This is a genomic window from Streptomyces sp. NPDC020597, assembly GCF_044335095.1.
Lineage (GTDB): Bacteria > Actinomycetota > Actinomycetes > Streptomycetales > Streptomycetaceae > Streptomyces.
Genome location: NZ_JBIRUL010000002.1, coordinates 79703 through 106062, shown reverse-complemented (window position 1 = coordinate 106062; position 26360 = coordinate 79703). Strand labels below are relative to the sequence as shown.

Here is a 26360-nt window from a genome sequence, read left to right as displayed (position 1 = left end):
CTCACCCGCGTGCGGCCGGGTGCCCGCACGACATGCCGCCGGTGCGTCAAAACCGACGAGACCGCCGACACCGACGACACCGCCGACGCACGTCTCGCGGCGGGAGCGGTGCAGCCGCGAGCCCGGCGCCGGGCGGGTCGCCGCCGGGGCCGGGCTCGGGGGGTGCGTCAGACGGGGCCGGCGCCGCCGGGGCCCGGGATGGGGGCGGTGGACGACTCGCGTCGTGCGAGGCGGCTGTGCGAGCGGCCGTAGAGGAAGTAGACGACGCATCCGATGACCATCCAGATGCCGAACCGCAGCCAGGTCTCGGCGGGCAGGTTGAGCATCAGCCAGAGCGAGGCGAGCACCGACAGGATCGGGACGAACGGCACCCACGGGGTGCGGAAGGCCCGGTGCAGGTCGGGGCGGGACCTGCGCAGGAGGACCACGCCGATCGCGACGACCACGAAGGCGAACAGGGTGCCGATGTTGACCAGCTCGGCGAGTTCGCTCAGCGGGGTGAAGCCGGCGACGATCGCGATGATCACGCCGAGCAGGATGGTGGGCCGGTGCGGGGTCTTGTAGCGCGGGTGGACGTGGGAGAAGAAGCGGGGCAGCAGTCCGTCGCGGCTCATCGCGAAGAAGACGCGGGTCTGGCCCAGCAGCAGGATCATGCAGACGGTGGTGAGGCCGACGGCGGCGCCGAAGCTGATGAAGCCCGCGAACCAGGGGTGCCCGGTGGCCTTGAAGGCGTCGGCGAGCGGGGCGGTGATGGACAGCCTGGTGTAGTGCTCCATGCCCGTGACGACGATCGACACCAGCACGTACAGCGTGGTGCAGATGATGAGGGAGCCGATGATGCCGCGGGGCATGTCCCGCTGCGGGTGCTTGGTCTCCTCCGCGGCCGTGGCGACCACGTCGAAGCCGATGAAGGCGAAGAACACCACCGAGGCGGCGGTGAAGATGCCCATGACGCCGAAGTTGGAGGGGGCCCAGCCGAACATCAGCTGGATGAGCGGGGAGTTCAGGCCCCCGCCGGCCTCCACGGCCTGCGCCTTGGGGATGAACGGGTCGTAGTTGTCGCCCTTGATGAAGAAGGCGCCGGCGATGATCACCGTCAGCACGACCGTCACCTTGATGGCGACCACGATCGAGGTCACGCGCGCGGAGAGCTTGGTGCCGAGTACGAGGATGGCGGTGAGCACCAGGACCAGCGCGGCGGCGAGGATGTCGAAGCCGAAGCCGTCGGCCCCGTCGCGGCTGCCGAGCGCCGCCGGCAGGTGCCAGCCGGCGTTGTCGAGCAGGGAGGCGATGTAGCCGGACCAGCCGACGGCGACCACCGCGGTGCCGAGCGCGAACTCCAGGACCAGGTCCCAGCCGATGATCCAGGCGGGCAGTTCGCCGAGCGAGGCGTAGGAGAAGGTGTACGCGGAGCCCGCCACCGGGACGGTGGAGGCGAACTCGGCGTAGCAGAGCGCGGCGAGCGCGCAGACGACTCCGGCCACCACGAAGGCCAGGGCCACGGCCGGTCCGGCGTTGTTCTTGGCGACCGTGCCGGTGAGGACGAAGATGCCGGTGCCGATGATGACGCCGACGCCGAAGACGGTCAGGTCGAGCGCGGACAAGGATTTCTTGAGCGCGTGCTCGGGCTCCTCGGTATCGAGGATGGACTGCTCGACCTTCTTCGTCCGGAAGAGGGTGCTGCTCACGGGGTACCTCCCACGCTGTGTCGTCCTCGACATGATCGAGAGGGGGCGTAGACCGTATGCCCCGCCGCGGGCCGGTTAACGCGAATGGACCGGTTCCACCACTCTTCACAGTGGTGGAACCGGTCCATCCGGGCGGCTCGGGTCGCCTGCGCCCGCGTCAGTCGCGGGCGGGCTCCACGGACTCGGCCGCCGCGCTGCCGTACCGTCCGTCGAGCCGGGAGACGAGGCCGGTGACCTGACGTGCGATGTCGGGCGCGGTGAGGCCGATCTCGGCCATGACCTCGGCGCGGGAGGCGTGGTCGAGGAAGCGGGGCGGGATGCCGAAGTCGCGCAGCGGGACGTCGACGCCCGCGTCGCGCAGGGCCTGGGAGATCGCCGATCCGACGCCGCCCACGCGGGAGTTGTCCTCGACGGTGACGACCACGCGGTGCCGCTCGGCGAGCGGGGCCATGGCCTCGTCGACGGGCTTGACCCAGCGCGGGTCGACGACGGTGGTGGTGATGCCCTGCCGGTCGAGGAGGGTGGCGATCTCCAGGCACATCGGGGCGAGTGCGCCCACGGAGACCAGCAGCACGTCGGGGGTGTCGACGCCGCTCTCGCGCAGCACGTCCATCCCGCCGACGCGGCCCACGGCGGGCACGGCGGGGCCGACGGCGCCCTTGGAGAAGCGGACGACGGTCGGCGCGTCGTCGACGGCGACGGCCTCGCGCAGCTGGGCGCGGACCTGGTCGGCGTCGCGCGGGGCGGCGAGCCGCAGACCGGGAACGACCTGGAGGATCGACATGTCCCACATGCCGTTGTGGGAGGCGCCGTCGGTGCCGGTGACGCCCGCCCGGTCCAGTACGAATGTCACACCGCACTTGTGGAGGGCGACGTCCATGAGGACCTGGTCGAAGGCACGATTGAGGAATGTGGCGTACACCGCGAACACCGGATGCACCCCGCCGTGGGCCAGGCCCGCGGCGGAGACCGCGCCGTGCTGCTCGGCGATGCCGACGTCGTAGACCCGGTCGGGGAAGGCCTTGGCGAACTTGTCGAGTCCGACCGGCTGGAGCATGGCGGCGGTGATCGCGACGATGTCCGTGCGCTCCTCGCCGAGCCTGACCATCTCGTCGCCGAAGACGGACGTCCAGTCGGCGCCGGAGGTGGCGATCGGCAGGCCGGTGTCGGGGTGGATCTTGCCGACGGCGTGGAAGCGGTCGGCCTCGTCCTGGAGGGCGGGCTGGTAGCCGCGGCCCTTCTCGGTCAGGCAGTGCACGATCACGGGGCCGCCGAAGCGCTTGGCGCGGGCCAGCGCGGACTCGAGCGCCTCGATGTCGTGGCCGTCGATCGGTCCGACGTACTTGAGGCCGAGGTCCTCGAACATGCCCTGGGGGGCGATGAAGTCCTTCAGGCCCTTCTTGGCGCCGTGCAGGGTCTCGTAGAGCGGCTTGCCGACGACGGGCGTGCGCTCCAGGAGGTCCTTGCCGCGGGCGAGGAAACGCTCGTAACCGTCTGTCGTGCGCAGGGTGGCGAGGTGGTTGGCGAGGCCGCCGATGGTCGGCGCGTACGAGCGCTCGTTGTCGTTGACGACGATGACCAGCGGGCGGTCCCCGTCGGCGATGTTGTTCAGGGCCTCCCAGGCCATGCCGCCGGTGAGCGCGCCGTCGCCGATGACCGCCACGACGTGGCTGTCGCGTTCGAGGATCTGGTTGGCCTTGGCGATGCCGTCGGCCCAGCCGAGCACCGTGGAGGCGTGGCTGTTCTCGATGACGTCGTGCTCGGACTCGGCCTGCGAGGGGTAGCCGGACAGGCCGCCCTTCATCTTCAGCCGGGAGAAGTCCTGCCGGCCGGTGAGCAGCTTGTGCACGTAGGACTGGTGTCCGGTGTCCCACAGGACCTTGTCCTTGGGCGACTCGAAGACCCGGTGCAGGGCGAGGGTGAGCTCGACCACGCCGAGGTTGGGGCCGAGGTGGCCGCCGGTCTTGGAGACGGCGTCCACGAGGAAGGTGCGGATCTCCCCTGCCAGCTGGTCCAGCTCCTCCAGGCTGAGCCGGTCCAGATCGCGCGGTCCCCTGATGCGGGTCAGCAGCGGCACCCGTGCCTCCTTGCAGTAAAAGCTGATCGAGCTGTTGCCGGGCTTGTCGAGTCTAATGTTCCGCCGGGGCGGCCGGAGTCCGGCCCGTGCGTCATACGTCACCCGAACGGCCGTACCCACGATCGGCCGTCCCCATGACACGACTGTGCCCGGCATCTGAACGGACGCCGGGCACAGGGGGTCGTGCGGGTCATGCGGGTACGGGTCGTACGGACCGTAAGCGCTATACGGGTCGTACTGGTCGTACTGGTCGTGCCGAGGGACTAGCCTCGGCCGGCCGCCTTCTGGCTCTTGCGGGACACCGAGTCGATGACGACGGCGCCGAGCAGAACACCACCGGTGATCATGTACTGGATCGAGGTGTTCATGTTCAGCAGGTCGAGACCGGTCCGGATCGACTGGATGACCAGCATGCCGAGGAGGGCGGACCAGACGGTGCCGCGGCCGCCGAAGAGGCTGGTGCCGCCGATGACGGCCGCCGCGATGGCGAGCATCAGGGTGTCGCCGGCGCCGGCGCTCAGCGACGCGCCCGCGGTCTGGCCGGCGAAGAACATGCCGCCGACCGCCGCGAATCCGCCGGAGATGGCGAACACGGTGATCCGGACCATCGGCACGTTGATGCCGGCCCGGCGGGCGGCCTCGATGCCGCCGCCGACCGCGAACACCTTGCGGCCGTACGTGGTGCGACGCAGCACGAAGTCCACGACCACCAGCGCGGCCAGGAAGATGACCAGTGCGTTGGAGACGCCGGAGGCGTTGTTCAGCACCGCGGCGGAGGCGAAGGCCGCGACGGCGAGAGCGCCCACGCGCAGCAGGATCTCACCGGTCGCACGGTGCGGGACGCCCGCGGCCCGGCGGCGGCGCTGCTCGCCGAAGTTGCCGACGAGGGACAGCACGACGGCCAGGCCGGCCAGCAGGTAGGCCCCGATGATGGCCTGGTCCATGAAGAAGGAGTTCTGGCCGAGCAGGTGGATCGGGCCGGAGTCCGACGGCAGGTTGATCGTGCCGTTGGAACCCAGCAGCCACAGCATCAGACCGTTCCAGGCGAGGAGACCGGCCAGGGTGACCACGAAGGCCGGTACGCCGATCTTCGCGAAGAACCATCCGTGCAGCGCGCCGATGGCGATGCCCGTGATGACGGTCAGGGCGAGCGCCAGCCATGGGTTCATGCTGTGGTCCACCACGAACACGGCGAACACCGCGGACGCCAGACCGCTGACGGAGCCGACCGACAGGTCGATCTCGCCGAGCAGCAGCACGAACACCAGGCCGATGGCGAGCATGCCGGTGGCCGACAGGAAGTAGCTGATGTTGGAGAGGTTGTCTGCGCTGAGGAAGCGGTCGTTCTTCAGCTGGAAGATCGTCCAGATGACGATCAGGCCGAGGACGACGGGGAGCTGCCCGAGTTCCCCGCTCTTGACCTTGCGCTTGAACTCGGTGACGTAGCCCTTGAGGCCCTCCTCGCGGACCAGCAGGCGCGGGTCGACGACGGAGACGGGCGCGGCCGTGGGGTCGTCGGCGGGCGCGACGGTCGTCTGCTCCTCGACGACGCCCCGGGTCTTCTCGAGCTTGGCGTCCGTCTCGGTCCTACCGGGCTCTGTGGAGTCGCTCTTCACGGTCTTCGACGTGTCGCTCACTTGGCCGCCTCCGCGGTGCGACGCCCCGCACGACGGGTCACGGCGTTGTCCGTGGCACCGGTGATCGCGGCGATGATCTCTTCGTGGCTGGTGTCCTTCACGGGGAAGGAGCCGTTGTTCTTGCCCAGACGCAGGACGGCGACGGTGTCCGCGACCGCCTTGACGTCGGCCATGTTGTGGCTGATGAGGATGACGCCGAGGTTGCGCTCGCGCAGCCGCTCTACCAGGTCGAGGACCTGCGCCGTCTGCTCGACGCCGAGCGCCGCGGTGGGCTCGTCGAGGATGACGACCTTCGGGTCGCCGATCAGCGCACGGGCGATCGCGACGACCTGGCGCTGACCGCCCGAGAGGCTCGCGATCGGGATGCGGACGCTGGGGATGCGGATGGAGAGCGTGGAGAGCAGCTCGCGGGCGTTCTTCTCCATCGACACCTCGTCGATGACGCCGCGGCGCAGCAGCTCGCGCCCGAGGTACAGGTTGCCCACGACGTCGAGGTTGTCGCACAGCGCGAGGTCCTGGTAGACCGTCGCGACGCCGAGTCCCTGGGCGTCGTGCGGCTTGTCGATGCTGACCGGCCGGCCCTCCCACTCGATGACGCCCTCATCGATGGGGTGGACACCGGCGATCGTTTTGACCAGGGTCGACTTCCCTGCGCCGTTGTCGCCCACCAGGGCGACCACTTCTCCGGCGTGGACCTCCAGCTCGACGTCGGTGAGTGCCTGCACCGCACCGAATCGCTTGGAGACTCCGCGCAACGCCAGCACGGGCGTAGCGGACACGTGAACCATCTCCTTCGCCGCCTGACCGGCGGGGATGCCGCGCGCAAAGAACAGGCGCGGAGGGATGTGGACGACGGCGCGGGACGCGACGTCGACGCACGAGGTTTACAAGATGAACATGCGTGAATCCGCTGCGCTTGGCAACGGTTCTCTCGCTGGGCAGCGGTTCCGTCCGACGCCCGCCCCGGCAGCGGGGTGTGAAAGTGGGGCAGGCGTCGGACAGGTCTCATGGGACCGCGGGGCGGTCGGCGGTCCCGAAGGCCGGTTCCGGGGAGCGGCGCTCGTGTGCGGCGCGTCCCGGGCGGGGCCCTCGGGACCGGGAGCCGCTACTGGAGGCCGGCGGCCTTGCAGGCGGCGGCGTACTCGGCGGTGCAGATGTCGGCGACGGTGTAGAGACCGTCCTTGACGACCGTGTCCTTGATGTTGGCCTTGGTGACGGACACCGGGGTCAGCAGCTGCGAGGGGACCTTGTCGCCGGAGCCGCTGGTGAGCGTCTCGGAGGCGGTGCCCTTGATGTCCTTGCCGTTGAGCAGGTCGACCGCGAGCTGGGCGGCGGCCTCGGCCTCCGGCTTGAAGGCCTTGTAGACGGTGGAGGACTGGGTGCCGGCGACGATGCGCTGGATGCCCGCGAGCTCCGCGTCCTGGCCGGTCAGCGGGATGCCGCTGATCTTCGCGCCCTTGAGGGTGTTGGCGATGCCACCGGCCATGCCGTCGTTGGCGGCGTAGACGCCCGCGATGTTCTTGGCGCCCAGCTGGGTGATGGCCGCGGACATCTTCTGGGCGGCGACGGTGTCCTTCCACAGGCCGGACTGCTCGTAGGCGATGTCGACCTTGCCGTCGAGGACCTTGTGCGCGCCCTGCTTGAACTGGCCGGCGTTCGGGTCGGCGTCGTCACCGTTGATCATGACGATCTTGGAGGCGGGGGTCGCCTTCGCGCCGAGGGCGTCGAGCAGGGCCTGGCCCTGGAGTTCGCCGACCTTGACGTTGTCGAACGAGACGTAGGCGCTGACCGGGCCCTGGGCGAGACGGTCGTACGCGACGACCTTGACGCCCTTGTTGACCGCGGACTGGATCGAGGACTTGATCGCGGCGGAGTCCTGGGCGGAGATCACGATGACCTTCACGCCCTTGGTCACCATGCTGCTGACCTGCTGCGCCTGCTTGGCCGGGTCGGCCGCGGCGTTGGCGTACTCGAGCTTGCAGTCGGAGCAGAGCGCCTTGACCTTGGCGTCGAAGTACGGCTTGTCGAACTTCTCGTACCGCGCGGTGACGCTGTCGGGAAGCAGCAGGCCGATGGACTTGTCGCCCGAGCTGCTGCTGCCGGAGTCGCTGTCCTTGTCGTCGCCCGCCTTGCCGCACGCGGCAATCGACAGGGCCATGGACACGGCGGTGGCGCCGATCACGACTCTACGCATCGTTGCGTTCATTGGGGTGTGCCTCCCTGACAGGGCCGCAGCGCTGCGGCCGAGGTGGCTCGAAGTCAACTCGGCCGCAAGTTCGGCGTCAAGAAGTAAATACTTAACGAGATGGCAACAGCGTCATTCGTTCTCTAAGTGAAGGCAGGTGTCGCTGCAGTCAGAGTGCCGTCCAAAAGGGTCGAATCGCCCATCTCGCTCAGCGCGAGAGCGAGCGCTCCGAGCACCTCCGCACGGCCACCAAGTGCCCCCGGGAGAACGGAGAGTTGACGCGCCGCACTCGGGATCGCATAGCGGCCGACGGACTCCCTTATCGGACCGAGCACCAGCTCTCCCGCCTCGGCGAGATCACCGCCCAGGACCACCCGGCTCGGGTTCAGCAGATTGCAGAGATTGGCCACTCCACTGCCGACGTGTCGGCCGACGTCGGCGATCACCCGACGGCAGCCCGGATCACCGTCCCTGGCCAGCCGCACCACGCCTTCCATCGTCAGATCCGTGCCGTGGCTGGACTGGAGGAGCGGGAGCACGTAGCGCGCGGCCGCGAAGGTCTCCAGGCAGCCCCGGTTTCCGCAGCGGCAGACCGGGCCGGACTCGTCAAGTGTAATATGTCCGATTTCCCCTGCGGTTCCGCCGGGCCCGCGGTAGATCTTCCCCTCGATCACCAGACCGGCTCCGACACCGCTGGCGACCTTGATGTACGCGAGGTCGCGCACCCCCCGGCCGCTGCCCCAGACCATCTCGCCGAGGGCCCCGAGGTTGGCGTCGTTGTCCACGTGCACGGGCACCCCGAGCCGGCCCCTCATCTCCTCCGCCGGCCTGGTGCCGATCCAGCCGGGCAGGATGGCGGACGAGCCGAGCGTGCCGGACTCCAGATCGATCGGGCCGGGCACGCCCAGACCGACGCCCGCGATCTTCGAGCGATCCACCCCGGTGGCCTCGATCAACCGGCTGACCAGCTGTTCCGCCCGGTCGAAGCCCTGCGTCGACGAGGCGTCCACGTCCAGCGGCTCGGACTCCTCCGCGAGGACCTGATGGGCCAGGTTGCCCACGGCCACCCGGAGGTGCGTGTGCCCGAAATCGACCCCTATGACGATGCCTGCGTCGCCGCTCAGACTGACACTGCGGGCCCTTCGCCCACCGGCCGAGGTGGGCGTCACCTCCACGGTGCCGCCGTCCTTCAACTCACGCACGATGTTGGAGACGGTCGCGGCGGACAGGCCCGTCGCCCGGGCGATCTCCGCCTGTGTGAGGGACCCGGCCAGACGCACGGCGCGTACGACCCGCTCCAGGTTGGCTCGGTGCAGCGACGACTGCGACCCCGGAGTCTCCACGACGACCTCCTGCGCGCGGGGCCGCAGCGATGAGACCCCGTCTATGTCCAACTAGTGAACTCTAAGCTGAGCCGTTCGCGTTGCCTCCCGTCAAGAGGTTGAACAGTATCCGCCCGGTTGCAGAGAGACACGGAGTGTGGCGAAACGATCGGTAACGGACGGTACGGAGGCGGGCGCAGGGGGTTGCGCAAGGGATCGCGCGCCGGGGTGTGAAAGTCCGGAGTGCGCCCCGGGGCGGCCGCCGCCGGGCGAGCGCCGATGACATGACGAGCGGGTGGCCGGGCGGCCGCCGGGTGAGGCGGGTAGGTGGACCGGGCAGGAGGAGCGGGGGCGGGAGGAACGGGGGCGGAAGAAGCGGGGGCGGGAGGGACGGGGGCGGGAGTGCCAGGAGGGCGGACCCGCCGGATGGATCGGCCGGACGGTGACGCGCGACATCGCCGGGTGGAGCGTGCCAGGTGGAGCGTCTCGGGTGAAGTGTCCCGGGCGGAGCGCCCCGGATGGAGCGCCCCGGATGGGGCGTCCCCGGGTGGGGCGTGGCTGGCGCGACGGCTCCTTCGCGGGGTCCGCGAGGTGGCGTCACCCTGGAAGCCGGCGGGCGGGCCGCGTTGACGTGCGGTGCGGTGCAGTAGGTCGCGGTGCGGTGTGGCAGGCCCGGGGCGAAGGGCGGCGGGTGGCCCCGGGCCGCGGCAGGGGGCGGAGCGGTCGCGAGCAGCGGGTGGCACGGCGGGGCGGTCGCGGCAGTGGGCGGGGGGTCGGCGCCGGGGCGGGGCGGTCGCGGCGCCGGGGCGGGGCGTCGGTCGTCCGGTGGCGGTGGCGGTGGCGGTGGTGTGCCGTCGGCTCCGGACAGGCCCTACTTCAGCGCGCCCGCGGTCAAGCCCTGCACCACCTGACGCTGGAAGACGACGTAGGCGGCCAGCACGGGCAGCATGGCCATCACCAGGCCCGCGAAGAGACCCGACCAGTCACCCTTGTAACCCTGGCTGACGGCGAGTTGCACCAGGCCCTGGGTGAGGACGCGCTTGTCGGGGTCCGTGTTGAGGACCGTCGGCAGCATGTACTGGTTCCACTGGCCCAGGAAATTGAAGATGCCGACGCTGATCAGGGCGGGCCTGGCCATCGGCAGCATGATCTGGAAGAACGTACGGCTGTGCGAGGCGCCGTCCACGAAGGCCGCCTCCGCGACCGACGAGGGCAGCGTGCGGAAGAAGGCCGTCAGGAAGAAGACCGTGAACGGCAGCGAGTACGCGATGTAGACGAGGATCAGGCCGTGGATGGTGTTCAGCAGTCCCATGTTGTTCACGACGAAGAACAGCGGCACCAGCGCCAGCATGATCGGGAAACTCATGCCCCCGACGAACAGAAAATAGATGAACCGGTTGCCGGGGAAGTCGAAACGGGCCAGCACGTAGGCGGCCATGGAGCCGAGCGCCAGTGTGCCGACGAGCGAACCTCCCACCACCAGGACGGTGTTGAGGAAGTAGTCGCCCATGTCGGCCTCGGTCCAGGCCCGCGACCAGTTGTCGAAGTGCAGCCGGTCCGGCAGCGACCAGGGCGAACCGAAGATGGAACTGTCGTCCTTGAAGGAGGTCATCACCGCCCAGAGCAACGGCAACACGACCATCACCGCCCAGATGACCAGAACGCCATGAGAAAAGACGTTGAGGACCTTTCCTTCCTTTTTCTTCCTGGTGGGCGGTTTCCCGGACCGCACGTCGACCTTGGTGACGACGAGGCCGGAGCCGGACTCGGCCGGCCGGGGTGCGGGGCTTTCGGTCGTCTTCATCGTCAGTACTCCAGCCGCTCGCGTCGCCCGATCCGCATCACGACCGCGGCGAAGGCCAGCGTCACGACGAGCAGGGCGACGCCGATGGTGGTGGCGTAGGCGGCCTGACCGTCCCGGAACGCCTTCTGGTACACGTACAGGACCATGACGGTGGTCGAGTAGTCGGGGCCGCCCGGCCCGGTCGTCATGATCTGCACGACCGCGAACGACTCGGCGCCGAGCGCGAGGATGCCCATGTAGACCCAGCCCGACTGCACCGTGTCCCACAGCAGCGGCAGGGTGATGCGGAAGAAGGTCGTGGCCCGGGTCGCGCCGTCCAACAGGGCGGCCTCGTACAGATCCGCCGGGATGGACGCCATTCCCGCCGAGAACAGCACCACGAAGAAGCCGACCGTGGACCAGACGAGCACGGCCATCACGCACCACAGGGCGAGGTCCGGATCGCCGAGCCAGAGGGGCTGGACGCCGCCCAGTCCGATTCCCCGCAGGAACGAGTTGACGGCGCCGCTGTCCGGGTTGTAGGCGAAGGCGAACAGCAGCGCGACGATGGCGATCGAGAGCACCTGCGGAAAGAAATACACGATCTTGTAGAAGGAGGAGCCCCGGACGCCGGAGACGACCGGGCCGCCTTTCCTCCTCCGTCCACCGACATTGATCATGAAGGCGAAGAACAGCGCCAGCCCGATCGTCACCAGGGGCACCACGAGCGCGAACAGCAGGCTGTGCTGCAAGGCCTTCCAGAAGATGTCGTCGTCCAGCATCCTGCGGTAATTGGCCAGGCCGACCGTTCTGAATTCGGGGCTCAGGCCGGTCCAGTCCGTGAACGAGTAGTAGATCGACTGGACGAACGGCCACACCACGAAGAGCGCGTACAGACCGAGGGGCGCCGCCAGGAACCCCACGATGAACCGGTACTTGCCGTGCTGCATCGCCACTCCGGTGCTTTCATGGACGCTTCCCCGTGATTCTCGCCGTCACTGGTGCTTGTAGTGCTTGATCGACGTGTCCTTGGCCGCCGCGTCGGCGTATCCCTGGATTTTCTTGATCGCCTCGGCCGGAGTCAGCCGGCCGGCCATCATCTCGCCGAGTCCGGACACCCCGATCTTCTCCTTCTGCAACTGGACGTACCAGTCCTGCAGCCGTGGATTCACCACGTTGCCGCCCGCCTTCTCGAGGGCGGCAACACCCGACCTCAGACCGGGGGTGAGGTTGATGCCGTCGGTGCCGCCGTTGTAGGCGGTCAGCGACTTGACCTTGGAGGTGAAGTTCTTCGAGGACCCCTCGCTGAGCATGATGCGCAACTGCTCCATGCCGCCCGGCACGTTCCTCGCCTTCGCCGGGACGACGAACGGCTCGCCCCCTGAGGCCCAGATGGTGCCGAAGGGCATCTTGTCGGAGGAGTCGACGCCGGTGGGCGCGGAGACCGCGAGGTCGAAGTCGGCGGGGATGACGTCCGCCGACTCGTTCTCCACCCAGGAACCGTTCGGGATGAACAGGGCCTTGCCCTTGGCCCAGGCGGTCTGCGACTGGATGTGGTCCAGCCCCGGGGTGCCCCTGAGGACGTAACCCTTGCGGTAGAGCTCGTAATAGGCGTCGAAACAGGCTTTCACGGCAGGGTGCTTCCAGGCGTTCGGCTCCAGGTCGTCGATGGCGTCGAGGACCTCGCGACCGCCCACCTTGCCGATCATCGCGTACAGCGAGAAGGGTAGGTAATAGGGGTATTTACCCGCGTACGTCCAGCCCGCAATGCCCTTCTTCTTCGCCTTCCCGCAGACCGCGAGCATCTCGTCCCAGGTCTGCGGGTACGCGGCGTCGAGCGAGTCCAGGGCCTTCTGCGAGTACCAGACGCCGTAGACCGTGTAGGCGTAGTACATGATCCAGACCGGGTCGCCGTCGAACTGGCCCATCTCGACGATTCCGGGACGCAGGGTGTCGCGCACCTTCTTGCCCGGATCGTCGTACGACGGAGCGTCCAGCAGGGGGGTGAGGTCGGCGAGCTGGTTCTTGCCGACCAGGACGCCCATGTCCATCTGCTCGGCGCCGGAGTTGTCGATCAGGTCCGGCGGGGCGCCCTGGTTGAACCGGGGCTGGAGCGTGGACTGGATCTTCTGGGTGGCCGAGAACTTCACCTTCACCCGGGGGAGGTTCTTCTCGTAGATCCTCACCGCGTCCTCGGCGTACTCCTTGCCGAAACCGCCGTCGAACACGACGAATTCCATCTGAGCCGTCTCGTTGACCGCAAGAGGATTCTTTCCGGTCTTCTTTCCCGCCTTGGCCTTGTCCTCACCGCCCCCGCCGCCGCTGCTGGCGCAGGCGGACAGAAAACCGATGGCAGGAACGGAGATCAGGCCGAGCGCCGCCGATCTCCGCAACATCTCCCGGCGGCCGACGCCCGCGGCGCCGTTGTTCCCGTAACCGCTTGTCTTGAATCCGTCGGTCTCGGAGCGGTCGGTCTCGGAGCCGTTGGTCTCGGAGCCGTTGGTCTCAAAGCCGTGATTCTCGGAGGGGGATCCCATGCTCAAGTCCTCGCCTTCTCCAGGACTCAGGCGGTGAACCGGATCCTTCCCGGCACCGCGATCAGGTCAAGCAGGGTCGTGCGGACATCGCGTGGCGCGCACAGGTCTCGAAAGATTCGACGGCCGTCACGGATTCGGCAGTTTGCGCGGATTCGGCGTACCGACGGATCGCCGGATCGCCGGATCGACAGTGAAGTGCCGACAGGTATAGTCCATTCCTTACCGGCAAGGCAAGATCGAATGCAGGGTCGGCCATGGGTCTTTTCCGAGTTGAGACCTCACGGAAATATGAAAGACGGATGGACGCCTTTCCGGAGAACTGCACGATATGAACCCCGTTCGACGCAATCAACGCCCTTGACATCGCTGTCCACTTGGCCCCCTACTGACTCCAGCGCGGCAGGAGGACAACGTTGTCCGGGGCGTTGTCCGCAGGCGGGAGGGTGCTCACGCATGCAGCGGTTGAGGCGGTTGCGGACGGCCGTGGTCACGGTCGCGGTGGTCATGGCGGTCGGCGCACCGGGAACGGCCACGGCGCTGCCGCCTCCCGTCCCGCTCCCCGGCCGGGAGTTCGCCTCGTCCTTCGAGACGGGGGAGGCAGCCCCCGACTGGCGGAGCACCGTCGACACCACGCCCGGCGGCAGCCGCCGCGCCTCGGGGGTGGACGGCGGATACGGTGGCGGGCTCCCCGGCGACGTGACCGACCGGGTGACGGACGTCCGGGCGAGCGCCGAGAACACCGCCGGCGGCGAAGTGAAGGAGAACCTCGCCGACGGCGAGGCGAGCACCAAGTGGCTGGCCTTCGCCACCACCGGATGGGTCGAGTTCGACCTCGGCGAACCCGCGTCCGTCAACGCCTACGCCCTCACCTCGGCGAACGACGCAGCCGAACGCGACCCGGCCGACTGGACCCTCTCCGGCTCCGTGGACGGCGCCGACTGGACGCCCCTCGACAGACGCACCGGGGAAGCGTTCTCACAACGGTTGCAGACCCGCGCCTTCCGTCTCACCGCCCCGGCCGCGTACCGGCATTTCCGGCTGGACCTCACCAGGAACCACGGCGCGGCGATCCTGCAGCTCGCCGACGTCCGGTTCGGCACGGGCGGCGGTGACGGGCCCGTGCCGCCGGACATGCTCACGGTCGTCGACCGCGGTCCCGGCGGTTCGCCCACCGCGAAGGCCGGCGCCGGATTCACCGGGCGGCGGGCTCTGCGCTACGCGGGCCGGCACACCGTGTCGGGGCGGGCCTACTCGTACAACAAGATCTTCGACGTGAACGTACGGGTCGGCGCGCGTACCCGGCTCTCGTACCGGATCTTCCCGTCCATGGCGGACGGCGACCGCGACTACGCCGCCACGAACGTCTCCGTGGACCTGGCCTTCACCGACGGAACGTATCTGAGCGATCTCGGGGCGAGCGACCAGCACGGCTTCCCGCTGTCGCCTCACGGCCAGGGCGCGGCGAAGATCCTGTACGTCAACCAGTGGAACGACGTGATGTCCGGGATCGGGGCGGTGGCGGCGGGCAGGACGGTCGACCGGATTCTCGTCGCCTACGACTCCGCGGGCGGACCGGCGCGGTTCCGGGGCTGGGTGGACGACATCGCGCTGCGCACCGTCGCGCCGGAAACAAGGAAAGCACATCTTTCGGACTACGCGGTGACCACCCGCGGCACGAACTCCAGCAGCGGCTTCTCGCGCGGAAACACGTTTCCCGCAACGGCTGTCCCGCATGGCTTCAACTTCTGGACGCCTGTGACGAACGCGTCCTCACTGGGCTGGCTGTACGACTACGCACGGGCCGCCAACGCGGACAACCTGCCGACCATCCAGGCGTTCAGCGCGAGCCACGAGCCGAGTCCGTGGATGGGCGACCGTCAGACGTTCCAGGTGATGCCGTCCGCCGCGGCCGGGGTCCCCGACACCGGCCGCACCGCCCGCGCCCTGGCGTTCCGCCACTCCGACGAAACGGCCCGCCCGTACTTCTACGGAGTGCGTTTCCAAAACGGTCTCACGGCCGAGATGGCCCCCACCGATCATGCGGCAGCGCTGCGGTTCACCTATCCCGGACCGGACGCGAGCGTCGTCTTCGACAACGTCACGGACCAGGCGGGTCTGACCCTCGACGCAGAAGCCGGTGTCGTGACCGGCTGGTCCGACGTCAGGTCGGGAGTGTCGGCCGGCGCGACCCGGCTCTTCGTGTACGGCGCCTTCGACGCGCCCGTGACGAAGGCGGCGTCCAGCGGAGTAAAGGGTTACCTGCGCTTCGACGCGGGTGCCGACCGCACCGTCACCCTGCGGCTGGCGACCTCCCTGATCAGCATCGACCAGGCCCGTGACAACCTCCGCCGGGAAATCCCGGAGGACACCGCTTTCGAGACGGTGAAAGCGCGCGCCCGGCAGCAGTGGGACAGGCTGCTCGGCACTGTCGAGGTGGAGGGCGCGAGTCAGGACCAGCTGACCACGCTCTACTCCAGCCTCTACCGGCTGTTTCTGTATCCCAACTCCGGTTTCGAGAGGGTCGGCCCGGCGTACCGGTACGCGTCCCCCTTCTCGCCGAGGCCGGGGCCGGACACACCGACCCACACCGGCGCGAAGATCGTGGACGGCAAGGTGTACGTCAACAACGGTTTCTGGGACACCTACCGAACCAGCTGGCCCGCCTACGCGCTCCTCACCCCCACTCGGGCGGGCGTGCTGACCGACGGCTTCGTGCAGCAGTACAAGGACGGCGGCTGGACCTCCCGCTGGTCCTCCCCCGGGTACGCCGACCTGATGACCGGCACGTCGTCGGACGTGGCCTTCGCGGACGCGTTCGTCAAGGGCGTCGGGTTCGACGCGAGGGCCGCGTACGAGGCGGCCGTCAAGAACGCGACGGTCGTGCCGCCGGCCTCCGGGGTGGGCCGCAAGGGCATGGCGACCTCCCCCTTCCTCGGGTACACGAGCACGGCCACCCACGAGGGACTGTCATGGGCGCTCGAGGGCTTCCTCAACGACTACGGCATCGCCCGTATGGCCCAGGCCCTGCACCGGCGGACCGGAGAGCGCCGCTACCGGGAGGAGTCCGCGTACTTCCTCAACCGCGCACAGGGCTATGTCCACCTCTTCGACCCGAGGGCCGGCTTCTTCCAGGGCAAGGACGACAGGGGCGCCTGGCGGGTGGCGCCTGAGAGCTACGACCCGCGCATCTGGGGCTACGACTACACCGAGACCAACGGCTGGGGCTACGCCTTCAGCGTCCCGCAGGACAGCCGGGGCCTGGCGAACCTGTACGGCGGCCGCGGCGGTCTGGCGAAGAAGCTCGACGCCTACTTCGCCACCCCGGAAACCGCTTCCCCCGAGTTTGCGGGATCGTACGGCGGAGTCATCCACGAGATGACGGAGGCACGGGACGTGCGGATGGGCATGTACGGGCACTCCAACCAGGTCGCCCATCACGCGATCTACATGTACGACGCGGCGGGGCAGCCCTGGAAGGCCCAGGCGAAGGCCCGCGAGGTACTCGCGCGGCTCTACACCGGCAGTTCGATCGGGCAGGGGTACCACGGCGACGAGGACAACGGCGAGCAGTCGGCCTGGTACCTGTTCTCCGCGCTCGGCTTCTATCCGCTGGTGATGGGCAGCGGCGAGTACGCCGTCGGCTCCCCCCTGTTCACGAAGGCGACCGTGCACCTGGAGAACGGCAGGGACCTGGTGGTCAGGGCGCCCGGGAACAGCGCGAGGAACGTCTACGTGCAGGGCCTGAAGGTCGACGGACGCCGCTGGGCGTCGACATCGCTCCCCCACGCGCTGCTCGCCGGGGGCGGGGTCCTGGAGTTCGCGATGGGGCCGCGGCCCTCGGCATGGGGATCGGGCGGGAACGCGGGTCCCGTCTCGATCACCCGGGACGACAGCGCGCCGGCGCCGCGCACGGACGTGCTGAAGGGCGACGGCGCCCTGTTCGACGACACCTCGGCGACACAGGAATCGGTCAGGGGCGCGCTCGCACTGCCGGTCCCCTCCGGCGCCAGGGCGGTGCAGTACACGCTGACGTCCGCCGACCACGCCTCGGCTCCGCGGAGTTGGAGCCTTCAGGGTTCCAATGACGCAGTGACGTGGACCGATCTGGACCGACGGTCGGCGGAGTCCTTCCGCTGGGACCGCCAGACCCGCCCGTTCACCGTCGCCCGCCCGGGGACGTACACGTCCTACCGGCTGGTCCTGGACGATGCAGGCGGCGGGCGGGAGCCGAGCAAAAGGAGCGGCGCAGTGGGTCAAGTGCGCTTGTCCGAGGTGGAGTTGCTGTCATGATGTGGTGACGGACAGCGATCGCCCACCGTGCCGGGCCGTCACCCGTGCCCCACGGTGGACGGGCCGCCCCGGGCAGCGGGCGGTCCTTCATGGAGGGGCAGGCGACGATGGACTTCGTCAAGCGGTGCACGGGACTGCTGGCGGGCGCGGTGCTGGGGGCGGGGGCCCTGTTCGCGACAGCGGCTCCGGCGCAGGCCTACAGCCCGAACCCGACGTTCCGCGCGTACTACTACGACACCGACGCCTGCCCCTGCAGCGGCGGCAACCTCACGGACCCGTTCGACAACACGTACTTCGCGAACGACGCGGGCGGCTACGCGGTGAAGATGGAGCTGACCGACTCCGGAGCGTTCGTCGGCAAGGTGGAGTTCCACCCGAACGACGAGAAGCTGTGGGTGTACGACACCGCCAACGACGGTGACACGTACTACGTGCGCGTCAGCTACACCTTCGGCGGCACGACGCACACCCTGGGCACGTTCAGCCCGCCCGGGACCTCCGCGGTGCTCGACTACGAGGTGGAGGACTTCGATCTGCCCGAAGGCGCTTACGTCGACATTTCGGTGTACGACGACGCCGGACTCACGGACCTCATCGGAGCCGCCCGCGGCTCCGGAGCAGCCGTCGCCTAGAGCCCATTCCGGGGTCCTGAAAGCGCGTTCGAGCCGTATCGGGGCAGATCCCGGGCGTGCCCGCGCAGAACGGAGGAACCATGCCGATCACCGTGCCCGTGCTGCCGGCGGAGGTCGACCCCGCCTGGCTGCCGTGGGAGGTGTGGCGCCCGTTGGGTGCCCGTCGCACGCTGGTGGACGGCTCGGGGCCGCTGGTGGAGACGGTCCACGGCGAGGTGGCCCGGGGGTGCGCCCTCCACGGCGGGACGGTCGTGCGCGGCATGGGGGGCGCGCCCGATGTTCCGGGCGGCCCGGACGGCTCGTACGATCTCGTGCTGCGTGTGCTCCACGACGACGGGGGCGCCGGCGGGCGCACGGACCGCGCTCTCCTCGACGGCCTGGGCGAGGAGGGATTCGTCCACGAGCGGGCAGACGGTACGACCAGGGTCACGGCGTGCGGTCAACGGGGCCTGCTGTACGGGCTGTTCCACCTCGTGCGGCTCGGTGAGGACGCCTTCCGGGGTGAGCGCCCGTCCGAGGCGCATCGCCCCGCGACGGACCTGCGGATGCTGGACCACTGGGACAACGTCGCCGTGCACCCGGTCATGGGCCAGGTGGAGCGCGGGTACGCGGGCGGCTCGCTGTTCTGGCAGGACGGGCGGGCCCGTGCGGACACGGACCGCGTCCGGGCGTACGGGAGGCTGCTCGCCGCCTGCGGCGTCAACGCCGTCTCGGTCAACAACGTCAACGTGCACGAGGCCGAGGCGCACCTGCTCACCGACCGCGTCGGCGAAGTGGCCCGCATCGCCGACGCGTTGCGGTCCTACGGCGTCCGCACGCATCTGTCGGTGAACTTCGCCTCACCGGTCCTGCTCGGGGGGCTGCCCAGCGCCGATCCGCTGGACGAGGCGGTGTGCGAGTGGTGGGCGGAGGCGGCGCGCGGGGTGTACGCAGTCGTCCCGGACTTCGGGGGGTTCGTGGTGAAGGCGGACTCCGAGGGGCAGCCGGGTCCGTTCACCTACGGCCGATCCCACGCGGACGGCGCGAACATGCTGGCCGCGGCGCTCGCGCCGCACGGCGGCACCGTCCACTGGCGGGCGTTCGTGTACGACCACCGGCAGGACTGGCGGGACCGTTCCTCGGACCGGGCGCGTGCCGCCCATGACCACTTCGCCCCGCTGGACGGGCAGTTCGCGGACAACGCCGTGCTGCAGGTGAAGCACGGGCCTATGGACTTCCAGGTGCGCGAGCCGGTCTCGCCGGTGCTGGGCGCGCTGCCCCGCACCCGGGTCGCCGTGGAGGTGCAGGCCACGCAGGAGTACACCGGGCAGCAGCGGCATGTGTGCTGGCTCGGACCGATGTGGAGCGAGGTGCTGCGGTTCCGGCCCGAGGGCGAACACGGCTTCTCCGTCGGCGAGTTGACGCGGGGTGGCATGGTCGCCGTGTCCAACGCGGGGGACGACCGGTTCTGGACCGGGCATCCGCTGGCGCAGGCCAACCTCTACACCTTCGGCCGGCTGGCCTGGCAACCGGACGCCGACCCCCGCCGGGTCCTGGACGAATGGATCGCGCTGACCTTCCCGGCGGCCGCCGAGCGCCTGGTGGACGGGCTGCGCACGGTGCTGCACGGCTCGTGGCGAACGTACGAGAAGTACACCGCGCCGCTGGGCGTGGGCTTCATGGTGCAGCCGGGGCACCACTACGGGCCCGGCGTCGACGGGTACGAGTACAGCCCCTGGGGGACGTACCACTTCGCGGACCGGGACGGGATCGGCGTCGACCGGAGCGCCGCCACCGGCACCGGGTACGCGGCGCAGTACGCCGAGCCGTGGGCCGGGCTGTACGAGTCCCCCGACTCCTGTCCGGACGAGCTGCTGCTGTTCTTCCATCACGTGCCGTACGGGCATGTGCTGAAAAGCGGGAAGACGGTTGTGCAACACATCTACGACACCCATTTCGAGGGTGTGGAGGAGGCCGAAGAGGCCCGCCGGGTGTGGGCGGGCCTCGCGGACCTGGTCGAGCCGGGGCGCCATGCGCGGGTGGCCGAACGGTACGAGGAGCAGGTGCGCTGCGCGCGCGAGTGGCGCGACCAGGTGAACAGTTACTTCCTGCGGAAGTCCGGGGTCCCCGACGAACGGGGTCGCACGATCTACTGAAGCCGAAGAACGGCCACGCCCCGCGGGTCCAGCACCAGCGTTCCGCCCCGGTCGTGCCGCTTGCCGGTGAGGACGTCGGTGGCTGCGGCGTGAGCGGTGAGACGGGCGTGCTCGGCGCCGTGATTGAGCAGGAAGAGGAGGCGCGTGCCGTCCGGGGTGATCCGGGTGGCGCTCTCCACGTCGCGGTGGGCTGCGTGGGGGCCGATCAGATCGTGGCGGGCGAGGACGCTGCGGACGACGTGGTCGACGCCCGGCTGGTCGAGGGCGGTCGCCACGTACCAGGCCTGACCGGCGCCGTGACCGTTGCGGGTCACGGCCGGGGCCCCTGCGTAGAAGTCGCTCTCGTAGCGGGCCACCGCTTCGGCTCCGCGCAGCCGGACGATCTCGAAGACCAGGCGGGCCCGTGCGGTGAACCTGGTGAACCGCACCGGGTTCTCGACGTCCGCGGGCCGTGCGTCCCACTCGTCGACGCGGATGCCCAGGAGCGGGGCCAGCGGCCCGGGGACGTCGGTGAGGAAGGCCCGGTCGTGCGCGTCGGAGCGGGCGGTGAGGAAGGTGGCGAGCACGGTTCCGCCGCGGCGCGCCACCTCCTCGAGGCGGGATGCGAGATCCGCCCCGACGAGGTGCAGCACCGGGGCGAGGACCACGTCGTACGGCGTGAGGTCCGCGGTCACGGCCACGACGTCCACGTCGACGCCGGCCTCGCGCGCCGCCCGGTAGTAAGCGTGTACGACGTCCGTGTAGCGGACGAGGCGGGAGGGTCCGTCGGAGATCTCCAGGGCCCACCAGCTGGCCCAGTCGAACAGCAGGGCGGTGCGGGCGGGGGTCCGGCCGCCCAGGGTGAGCGGGCCCAGTGCGCGCAGCTCCTCGCCGAGTGAGGCCACCTCGCGGAACACCCGGGTGTCGTCGCGGCCCGCGTGGCCGATGACCGCGCCGTGGTACTTCTCGCACGCTCCGCGTGGGGCGCGCATCTGGAAATAGAGGGCGGCGTCCGCGCCGTGGGCGATGGCCTGCCAGGTGGCGAGGCGGAGTTCGCCGGGGCGGCGCAGGGGGTTGACGTCGCGGCAGGCCGTGGTCGACGGGGTCTGCTCCATCAGCCAGAAGGGCGCGCCGCCCTTGAGACCGCGCATCAGGTCGTGGCCCAGTGCGGGACGGGTGGGCGGGGCGTCCAGGGGCGGGTAGTTGTCCCAGGAGGCGAAGTCCAGCTGGGGCGCCCAGCGGTGGTAGTCGAGGGGCTGGTAGGCGCCCATGAGGTTGGTGGTCACCGGTGTGTCCGGGTCGTGGGCGCGGATGGCCTCCTTCTCCGCGGTGAAGCAGCCGAGCAGGGCGTCGGTCATGAAGCGCCGGTAGTCGAGGGTGATGCCCTGGAAGGCAGTGTGGTCGGGGCCGCGCCAGTGCTCGGTGAGTGCGCTGGGGGGCTCGATCTCGTCCCAGTCGGTGAAACGGTGGGACCAGAAAGCGGTCCACCAGGCGTCGTTGAGGGCGTCGAGCGTGCCGTGCCGGGCGCGCAGCCAGACGCGGAACGCGTCACCGCAGCGCTCGCAGTAACAAGCGCCTCCGTACTCGTTGTTGATGTGCCAGGCGAGCAGGGCCGGATGTGCGGCGTACCGTTCGGCGAGGCGGCCGGCCAGGGCCGTGGACAGCCTCCGGTACTCGGCCGAGCTGGGGCAGAAGTTGTGCCGCTGGCCGTAGCGGTGCCGGCGGCCTTCGAAGTCGGTTCGGTTGACCTCCGGATACTTCTTCGCAAGCCAGGGCGGGAGCGCGGCCGTGCCGGTGGCCAGGCAGACCTGGCGTCCCTCGGCGGCGACGCGGTCGAGGACACGGTCCAGGATCGTGAAGTCGTAATCGTTTTCGGCGGTTTGCGTGAGGGACCAGCTGAAGACCCCGACGGTGAGGGTGTCGACGCCGGCCAGCGTGAACAGGCGGTGGTCCTCGTCGTGGATCTCGTCGGGCCACTGCTCGGGGTTGTAGTCCCCGCCGTACGGGATTCTGCCGGTGTGCGGGAGTCGGCCGTCGTCTCCGGTGCGGGGCGCGGTCATGCGGTGAAGTCCTCCTGGGTCTCGACGATCACCGGGCGGCTGGAGCGCAGCAGGGAGAGCAGCAGCGGGGCGGCCAGCAGGGCGGGCAGGGCCTCCGTGAACAGCGCGGTCAGGCAGCCCGTCAGGACGAACAGGGAGGCCGCGGCTGCGGTGGCGCTCCCCCGGCGCAGCAGGAAGTACGCGGCGAGGCGGGCGGTGTCGCGGGCGCGGAACGTGAACAACGAGGTGAGGACGAGCGCGTGGGCCCCCCACAGGAGCGAGGCCACGCCGACGGCCCCGAGCAGTACCGCCCACCAGCCGGGCAGTCCGGAGGCGGTGAAATGCGTGAGCGTGAAGACGATCACCGTCAGCCAGGCCAGCAGGGGCGCCTCGATCCGCAGCGCCGGCAGCGCGTTGAGACGCCACCCCCGCAGGTAGGCGCGGGCCGGGTGGAGATCGGTGAGGTCACTGCTGCGGTGGTGCAGGGCGTAGAGCGCCGCCGAGCCGGCCGGGCCGAGGGGCAGCAGGCAGACCGCGGCGAGTGGGAGGTTGGCCGGATCGGGGCCCAGGAGCAGCAGGCCGGCGAACCCTGGGGCGGCCGCCGCGAGGAACAGGGCCTCGACGACGAGGAGGGTGTGCAGCAGGGCGGCGGCCCGGGAGAGAGGACCGGTGCCGAAGCCTGCGGCGCGCACCGTGCCGCTGGGGCTCTTGGGGGTCATGGGGCTCGTGGGGGTCATGGAGCCGTCCGGCCGAGCAGGCGGCGTTCGTCCCACCAGGGCGGCGTCTCGTCCACGACGGGCGTGAGTTCGACGAGGGTGATCTCGTGGCGGGCCAGGACGAGGTCCAGCTCGGCCCTGCCCTGACGCACGGGCAGCCTGCGGTGGCTGCGGCCGGGTTCGGACGCCTGGTGCAGGACGTCCAGCTGCGCGAGCCTCGGTGAGCGCGGGCTGCCCAGGTGCCGCCAGGTTGTGTAAGCGTTTCCGTGTTCTTCGTCGACGCTGGAACGGCGGACGAAGACTTCCTGGACGTCTCCGGTCACATGGCCCACGTCGGCGTCGGCGTCGGCGCCGAGGGGCTTTCGCACACCGTTCCTCCGGGTTTCCAGGGCCTGGCGGGCGGCGTCGGCTTCGCCGGTCCCGACGGCCTCTGGCGCCCCGGAGGAATTTCGGGTCGTGAAGGGGAGGGAGAGACGCAGCTCGTGGCGGTCGGGGCCCGCGGTCTCGCCGGTCGGGTCGACGGGCGCCCATGCCAGGACCGCGACCCTGCCGTCGGGGTGCCGGGTGACCAGGTGGTCGTCGCCGCGGGCGAGCAGTTCGGGACCGGTCCGGGCCATGAACGCGTACAGGTGGTACGTGGGCTTCCTGACCTGCCGGTGGGTCAGCAGCCCGAAGCCGCCGTGGAACAGGCCGGTGGGGACGCCGGCCTCCTCGAACATGTCGCTGAACGTCCAGTACGAGAAGGAGTCCGCGAGGTCACCGCCGTGCGCGAGGACCGGTGCCAGGTAGGCGGCGTGGAAAGCGGTGTCGTGGATCAGGTTGTCCGGGCGGTAGGAGGAGTTGAACTCGGTGATGTGCACCGGCAGGCCGGCCAACCGGGTGCCTTCGAGGCGTTCACGCGGTGTGGCGAACTGGTCGAGCAGCTCGGACGCCGGAGCCAGCGTCTGGTGAACGCCGAACGGGACGTGCTGCGAGGGCCCTGAGGTGTAGGCGTGCTTCGAGACGAAGTCGACAGGGGCCTCGCGCTGTTCCACGAAGTCCGCGAACCGTTCCAGCCAGTCGTCGGCGCCCGGAGAGATCGCCGGACCGCCCACCTGGAGGCCGGCGTCCACGTCCTTCACGGTGTGCGCGGTCACCTCATAGAGACGGTGATACGCCTTTTCATCCGCGTCCTGCCAGAAGTCGGGCAGGTTGGGCTCGTTCCACACCTCGATCGGCCAGGTGCGGACCTCCTCGATGCCGTATCGGTCCACGAGATGGACGACGACCGCCCGCACCAGGTCCGCCCACTCGCGGTACGAGCGCGGCGGGGTGACGTTGCCGCGCCACCAGAAGACCGTCTGCGAACCCGAGGCGAGTTCGTACGGCATGAAACCGAGTTCGACGAAGGGGCGCAGACCGGCCTCGAGGTAGGCGTCGACGACCTGGTCGACGTAGGTGAAGGCATGATGCACGCGGCGCGCGCCCTCGTGCTCGTACGGCCGGTGCACGCCCATGCCGTCACTGAGCAGGCCGTGGCCTCGGATATACCGGAAACCGATGTCACGCTGTATCAGGGCGAGGGAGTCCTGGTAGTCGCGGCGCAGGGCGAGTTCGATGCGGCCGGTGCCGACACAGTGACGCCAGGCACCGGTGTGCCGGCCCACGGGCTCCTCGGGTACCCGGATCACGCCTTCTCCTTCTCGAACCGCTCGCGCGCCTTGTTGTGAAGCTCGACGAGGCGGTCCATGTTCTTCGCCTTGAGCTCGGTCACGTAGTCGTCCCATTCGGACAGCGGACGCTTGCCGAGGGCGAACTTGAGGGTGTTCTGGGTGACGTGGTCCCTCAGCGGCGTGTCCCAGAGGGAGGCCTGCTCCTGCTCCACGGACTGCAGCGGGTGAGCCGGCCCGACGGGCAGTTGCCTGCGTTGGGACATCGCGTCCTGGAACTTCTTCTCGTCCGGGCTGAAGGAGGACGAGACGAGTGCCCAGCTCCCGCCGTAGGTGAATACGCCGTTGAAGAATCCGTAGTCCTTCTGCAGGTCCTTCGGGGCGTCCGGGGCCGAGCCCATGAGGCTGATCCCGGGCTTGGGCTGATACCGCCCGCCGGCCAGGGTGTAGGTGGTGCCCTGCACACCCCACTTGGCGAACCGCTGCCCCTCGTCCGAGTACCACAGCCAGTCGACGAACTGCATCATCGCGACGAAGCTGTCGCTCTTGAGGGCCTTGGTGGAGATCATGAGACCGTTTTCCAGGCGGGCTCCGCCCAGCAGCACGGGTCCGGCCGGGCCGAGCGGAACCGGGATCATCTCGATCTTCGCTCCCTTGACCTGTTTCTCCAGGTTGTAGCGGTAGCTCTGGACCAGCTCCTGCGGGTTGGCACTGATCGCGAAGGACTTCTGAGCGAGCAGTTTCTGCAAGGCGTCGTCGTCGGTCTGGGTGAAGCTCTCCGGGTCCATCAGGTTTTCGGCAACGAGTTTCCGCAGGTACTCGACCATCTGGCGGTAGCCGTCCGTCGCGCCGGTGAAGACGAACGCGTCCTTCGTGCCGTCGTAGCTGATGTTGTCGTAGGTCCAGCCGGCCCGCACACCGAAGGACTGGCCGAGGTAGCTGCACAGCGCCGCTGCGGGAAACGGGGTGTTGGTGCTCCACCGGTCGGAGAAGGGGTACCGGTCCGGATACTCGGCCCTGATCGCCTTCAGGACGTCGTACACCTCGTCCCATGTGGTGGGCAGGCTCAGTCCCAGCTTGCCCAGGACGTCGGTGCGCAGCGACAACGAGTAGCCGGACTTCACCTTCTCGTGCAGGCCCGGCAGGAGGTAGTACTTCCCGTCGGACTGCCGGATGGAGTCGAGTTCCGGCTCCAGCTTCCATTTTCTGACCTTGTCGCGGAAGTTGGGCATGAGATGCGTGTACTCGCTGACCGGGAGAATCGCGCCCGACGAGACGAAGGCGACCTCCGAGGGGTGGTACGTCTTGGGAATCAGGAACGGTGCGTCCCCCGCGCCGATGAGGACACTGCGCTTCTTCTCGTAGTCGCTCAACGGGACGGCGATCGGCTTCAGGGTGACGCCGGTGCCCCTGGTCAGTTCGTTCCAGAACAGCCAGTCGTCCTTCATCGGATAGACGGGGTTGTTGTTGTGCAGAAGAGAGAAAGACAGCGGTTTCGACGCCTTGAACTGCTCGCCGGCCCGGTACTCCTTCATCGCCCCGTTCTGTTTCTTGGCCAGGTCCTTGCCGTCCTCACCCTCGTCGCCGCTCCCGCAGCCGGTGAGAGAAGCGAGGCCGACGAGGCCTGCGGCCGCGAGCAGCTGACGTCGAGACAACTGACCGGCGTTCTTCACGGTTGCTCCTTTGTTCCG

General features: G+C 69.4%; 16 protein-coding genes. 3 read left to right on the top strand and 13 right to left on the bottom strand.

What is annotated here, in order from left to right; genetic code table 11:
• Positions 1-167 precede the first annotated feature (167 nt).
• The 9 genes from ACH4ZA_RS04160 to ngcE all read right to left on the bottom strand — a co-directional run bounded on the left by ACH4ZA_RS04160 (position 168) and on the right by ngcE (position 13088).
• On the bottom strand, positions 168-1688 hold the full coding sequence (locus ACH4ZA_RS04160; RefSeq protein WP_398427907.1) for an amino acid permease: 1521 nt from the start codon (positions 1686-1688) through the stop codon (positions 168-170).
• 157 nt (positions 1689-1845) lie between these two features.
• Complete coding sequence (dxs, locus tag ACH4ZA_RS04155) at positions 1846-3765, bottom strand: 1-deoxy-D-xylulose-5-phosphate synthase (protein ID WP_398427906.1); 1920 nt, start codon at positions 3763-3765, stop codon at positions 1846-1848.
• A 263-nt stretch (positions 3766-4028) separates the two neighbouring features.
• A complete protein-coding gene (locus ACH4ZA_RS04150) occupies positions 4029-5402 on the bottom strand; it encodes a sugar ABC transporter permease (protein WP_398427905.1) in 1374 nt (457 codons plus the stop codon).
• On the bottom strand, positions 5399-6190 hold the full coding sequence (locus ACH4ZA_RS04145; RefSeq protein WP_079041026.1) for an ATP-binding cassette domain-containing protein: 792 nt from the start codon (positions 6188-6190) through the stop codon (positions 5399-5401). The genes ACH4ZA_RS04150 and ACH4ZA_RS04145 overlap by 4 nt, the downstream gene beginning before the upstream one ends.
• Positions 6191-6507: 317 nt before the next feature.
• Positions 6508-7596, bottom strand: coding sequence for a sugar ABC transporter substrate-binding protein (locus ACH4ZA_RS04140; RefSeq protein ID WP_398427904.1), 1089 nt, complete (start codon positions 7594-7596; stop codon positions 6508-6510).
• A gap of 134 nt (positions 7597-7730) precedes the next feature.
• Positions 7731-8930: an ROK family transcriptional regulator gene (locus ACH4ZA_RS04135; RefSeq protein ID WP_319278254.1), complete on the bottom strand. Its 1200-nt coding sequence runs from the start codon at positions 8928-8930 to the stop codon at positions 7731-7733.
• Between the two features lie 850 nt (positions 8931-9780).
• Entirely contained in the window at positions 9781-10713 is a 933-nt protein-coding gene (locus ACH4ZA_RS04130) for a carbohydrate ABC transporter permease (protein ID WP_398427902.1), read from the bottom strand.
• A gap of 2 nt (positions 10714-10715) precedes the next feature.
• Positions 10716-11642, bottom strand: a complete 927-nt coding sequence (locus ACH4ZA_RS04125; protein WP_398427901.1) for a carbohydrate ABC transporter permease — start codon at positions 11640-11642, stop codon at positions 10716-10718.
• 45 nt (positions 11643-11687) lie between these two features.
• On the bottom strand, positions 11688-13088 hold the full coding sequence (gene ngcE / locus ACH4ZA_RS04120) for an N-acetylglucosamine/diacetylchitobiose ABC transporter substrate-binding protein (RefSeq protein WP_319278255.1): 1401 nt from the start codon (positions 13086-13088) through the stop codon (positions 11688-11690).
• Positions 13089-13682: 594 nt separating this feature from the next.
• On the opposite strand from ngcE, the gene ACH4ZA_RS04115 reads away from it, so the two are divergent.
• The 3 genes from ACH4ZA_RS04115 (at position 13683) to ACH4ZA_RS04105 (ending at position 20286) form a co-directional block, all read left to right on the top strand.
• A complete protein-coding gene (locus ACH4ZA_RS04115; RefSeq protein WP_398427900.1) occupies positions 13683-17519 on the top strand; it encodes a GH92 family glycosyl hydrolase in 3837 nt (1278 codons plus the stop codon).
• A 107-nt stretch (positions 17520-17626) separates the two neighbouring features.
• Complete coding sequence (locus ACH4ZA_RS04110; protein ID WP_319278207.1) at positions 17627-18151, top strand: hypothetical protein; 525 nt, start codon at positions 17627-17629, stop codon at positions 18149-18151.
• 80 nt (positions 18152-18231) lie between these two features.
• Positions 18232-20286, top strand: a complete 2055-nt coding sequence (locus ACH4ZA_RS04105) for an alpha-glucuronidase (protein WP_398427899.1) — start codon at positions 18232-18234, stop codon at positions 20284-20286.
• Here ACH4ZA_RS04105 and ACH4ZA_RS04100 read toward each other — a convergent pair.
• Genes ACH4ZA_RS04100 through ACH4ZA_RS04085 form a run of 4 tightly spaced genes read right to left on the bottom strand, consistent with a single transcriptional unit; the run spans position 20280 to position 26342 of the window.
• Positions 20280-22325 carry a beta-galactosidase gene (locus ACH4ZA_RS04100; protein WP_398427898.1) on the bottom strand — a complete coding sequence of 682 codons (2046 nt, stop codon included), beginning with the start codon at positions 22323-22325 and terminating at the stop codon, positions 20280-20282. The two genes, ACH4ZA_RS04105 and ACH4ZA_RS04100, sit on opposite strands and share 7 nt — an antisense overlap.
• The gene (locus ACH4ZA_RS04095) at positions 22322-23041 is read right to left on the bottom strand and encodes a hypothetical protein (RefSeq protein WP_398427897.1); all 720 of its coding nucleotides are present in this window, start codon (positions 23039-23041) and stop codon (positions 22322-22324) included. Before ACH4ZA_RS04095 ends, ACH4ZA_RS04100 begins: the two co-directional genes overlap by 4 nt.
• Positions 23038-24690, bottom strand: a complete 1653-nt coding sequence (locus ACH4ZA_RS04090) for a xylan 1,4-beta-xylosidase (protein ID WP_398427895.1) — start codon at positions 24688-24690, stop codon at positions 23038-23040. Before ACH4ZA_RS04090 ends, ACH4ZA_RS04095 begins: the two co-directional genes overlap by 4 nt.
• Positions 24687-26342, bottom strand: a complete 1656-nt coding sequence (locus ACH4ZA_RS04085) for an extracellular solute-binding protein (RefSeq protein WP_398427893.1) — start codon at positions 26340-26342, stop codon at positions 24687-24689. Before ACH4ZA_RS04085 ends, ACH4ZA_RS04090 begins: the two co-directional genes overlap by 4 nt.
• Between the last annotated feature and the right edge of the window lie 18 nt (positions 26343-26360).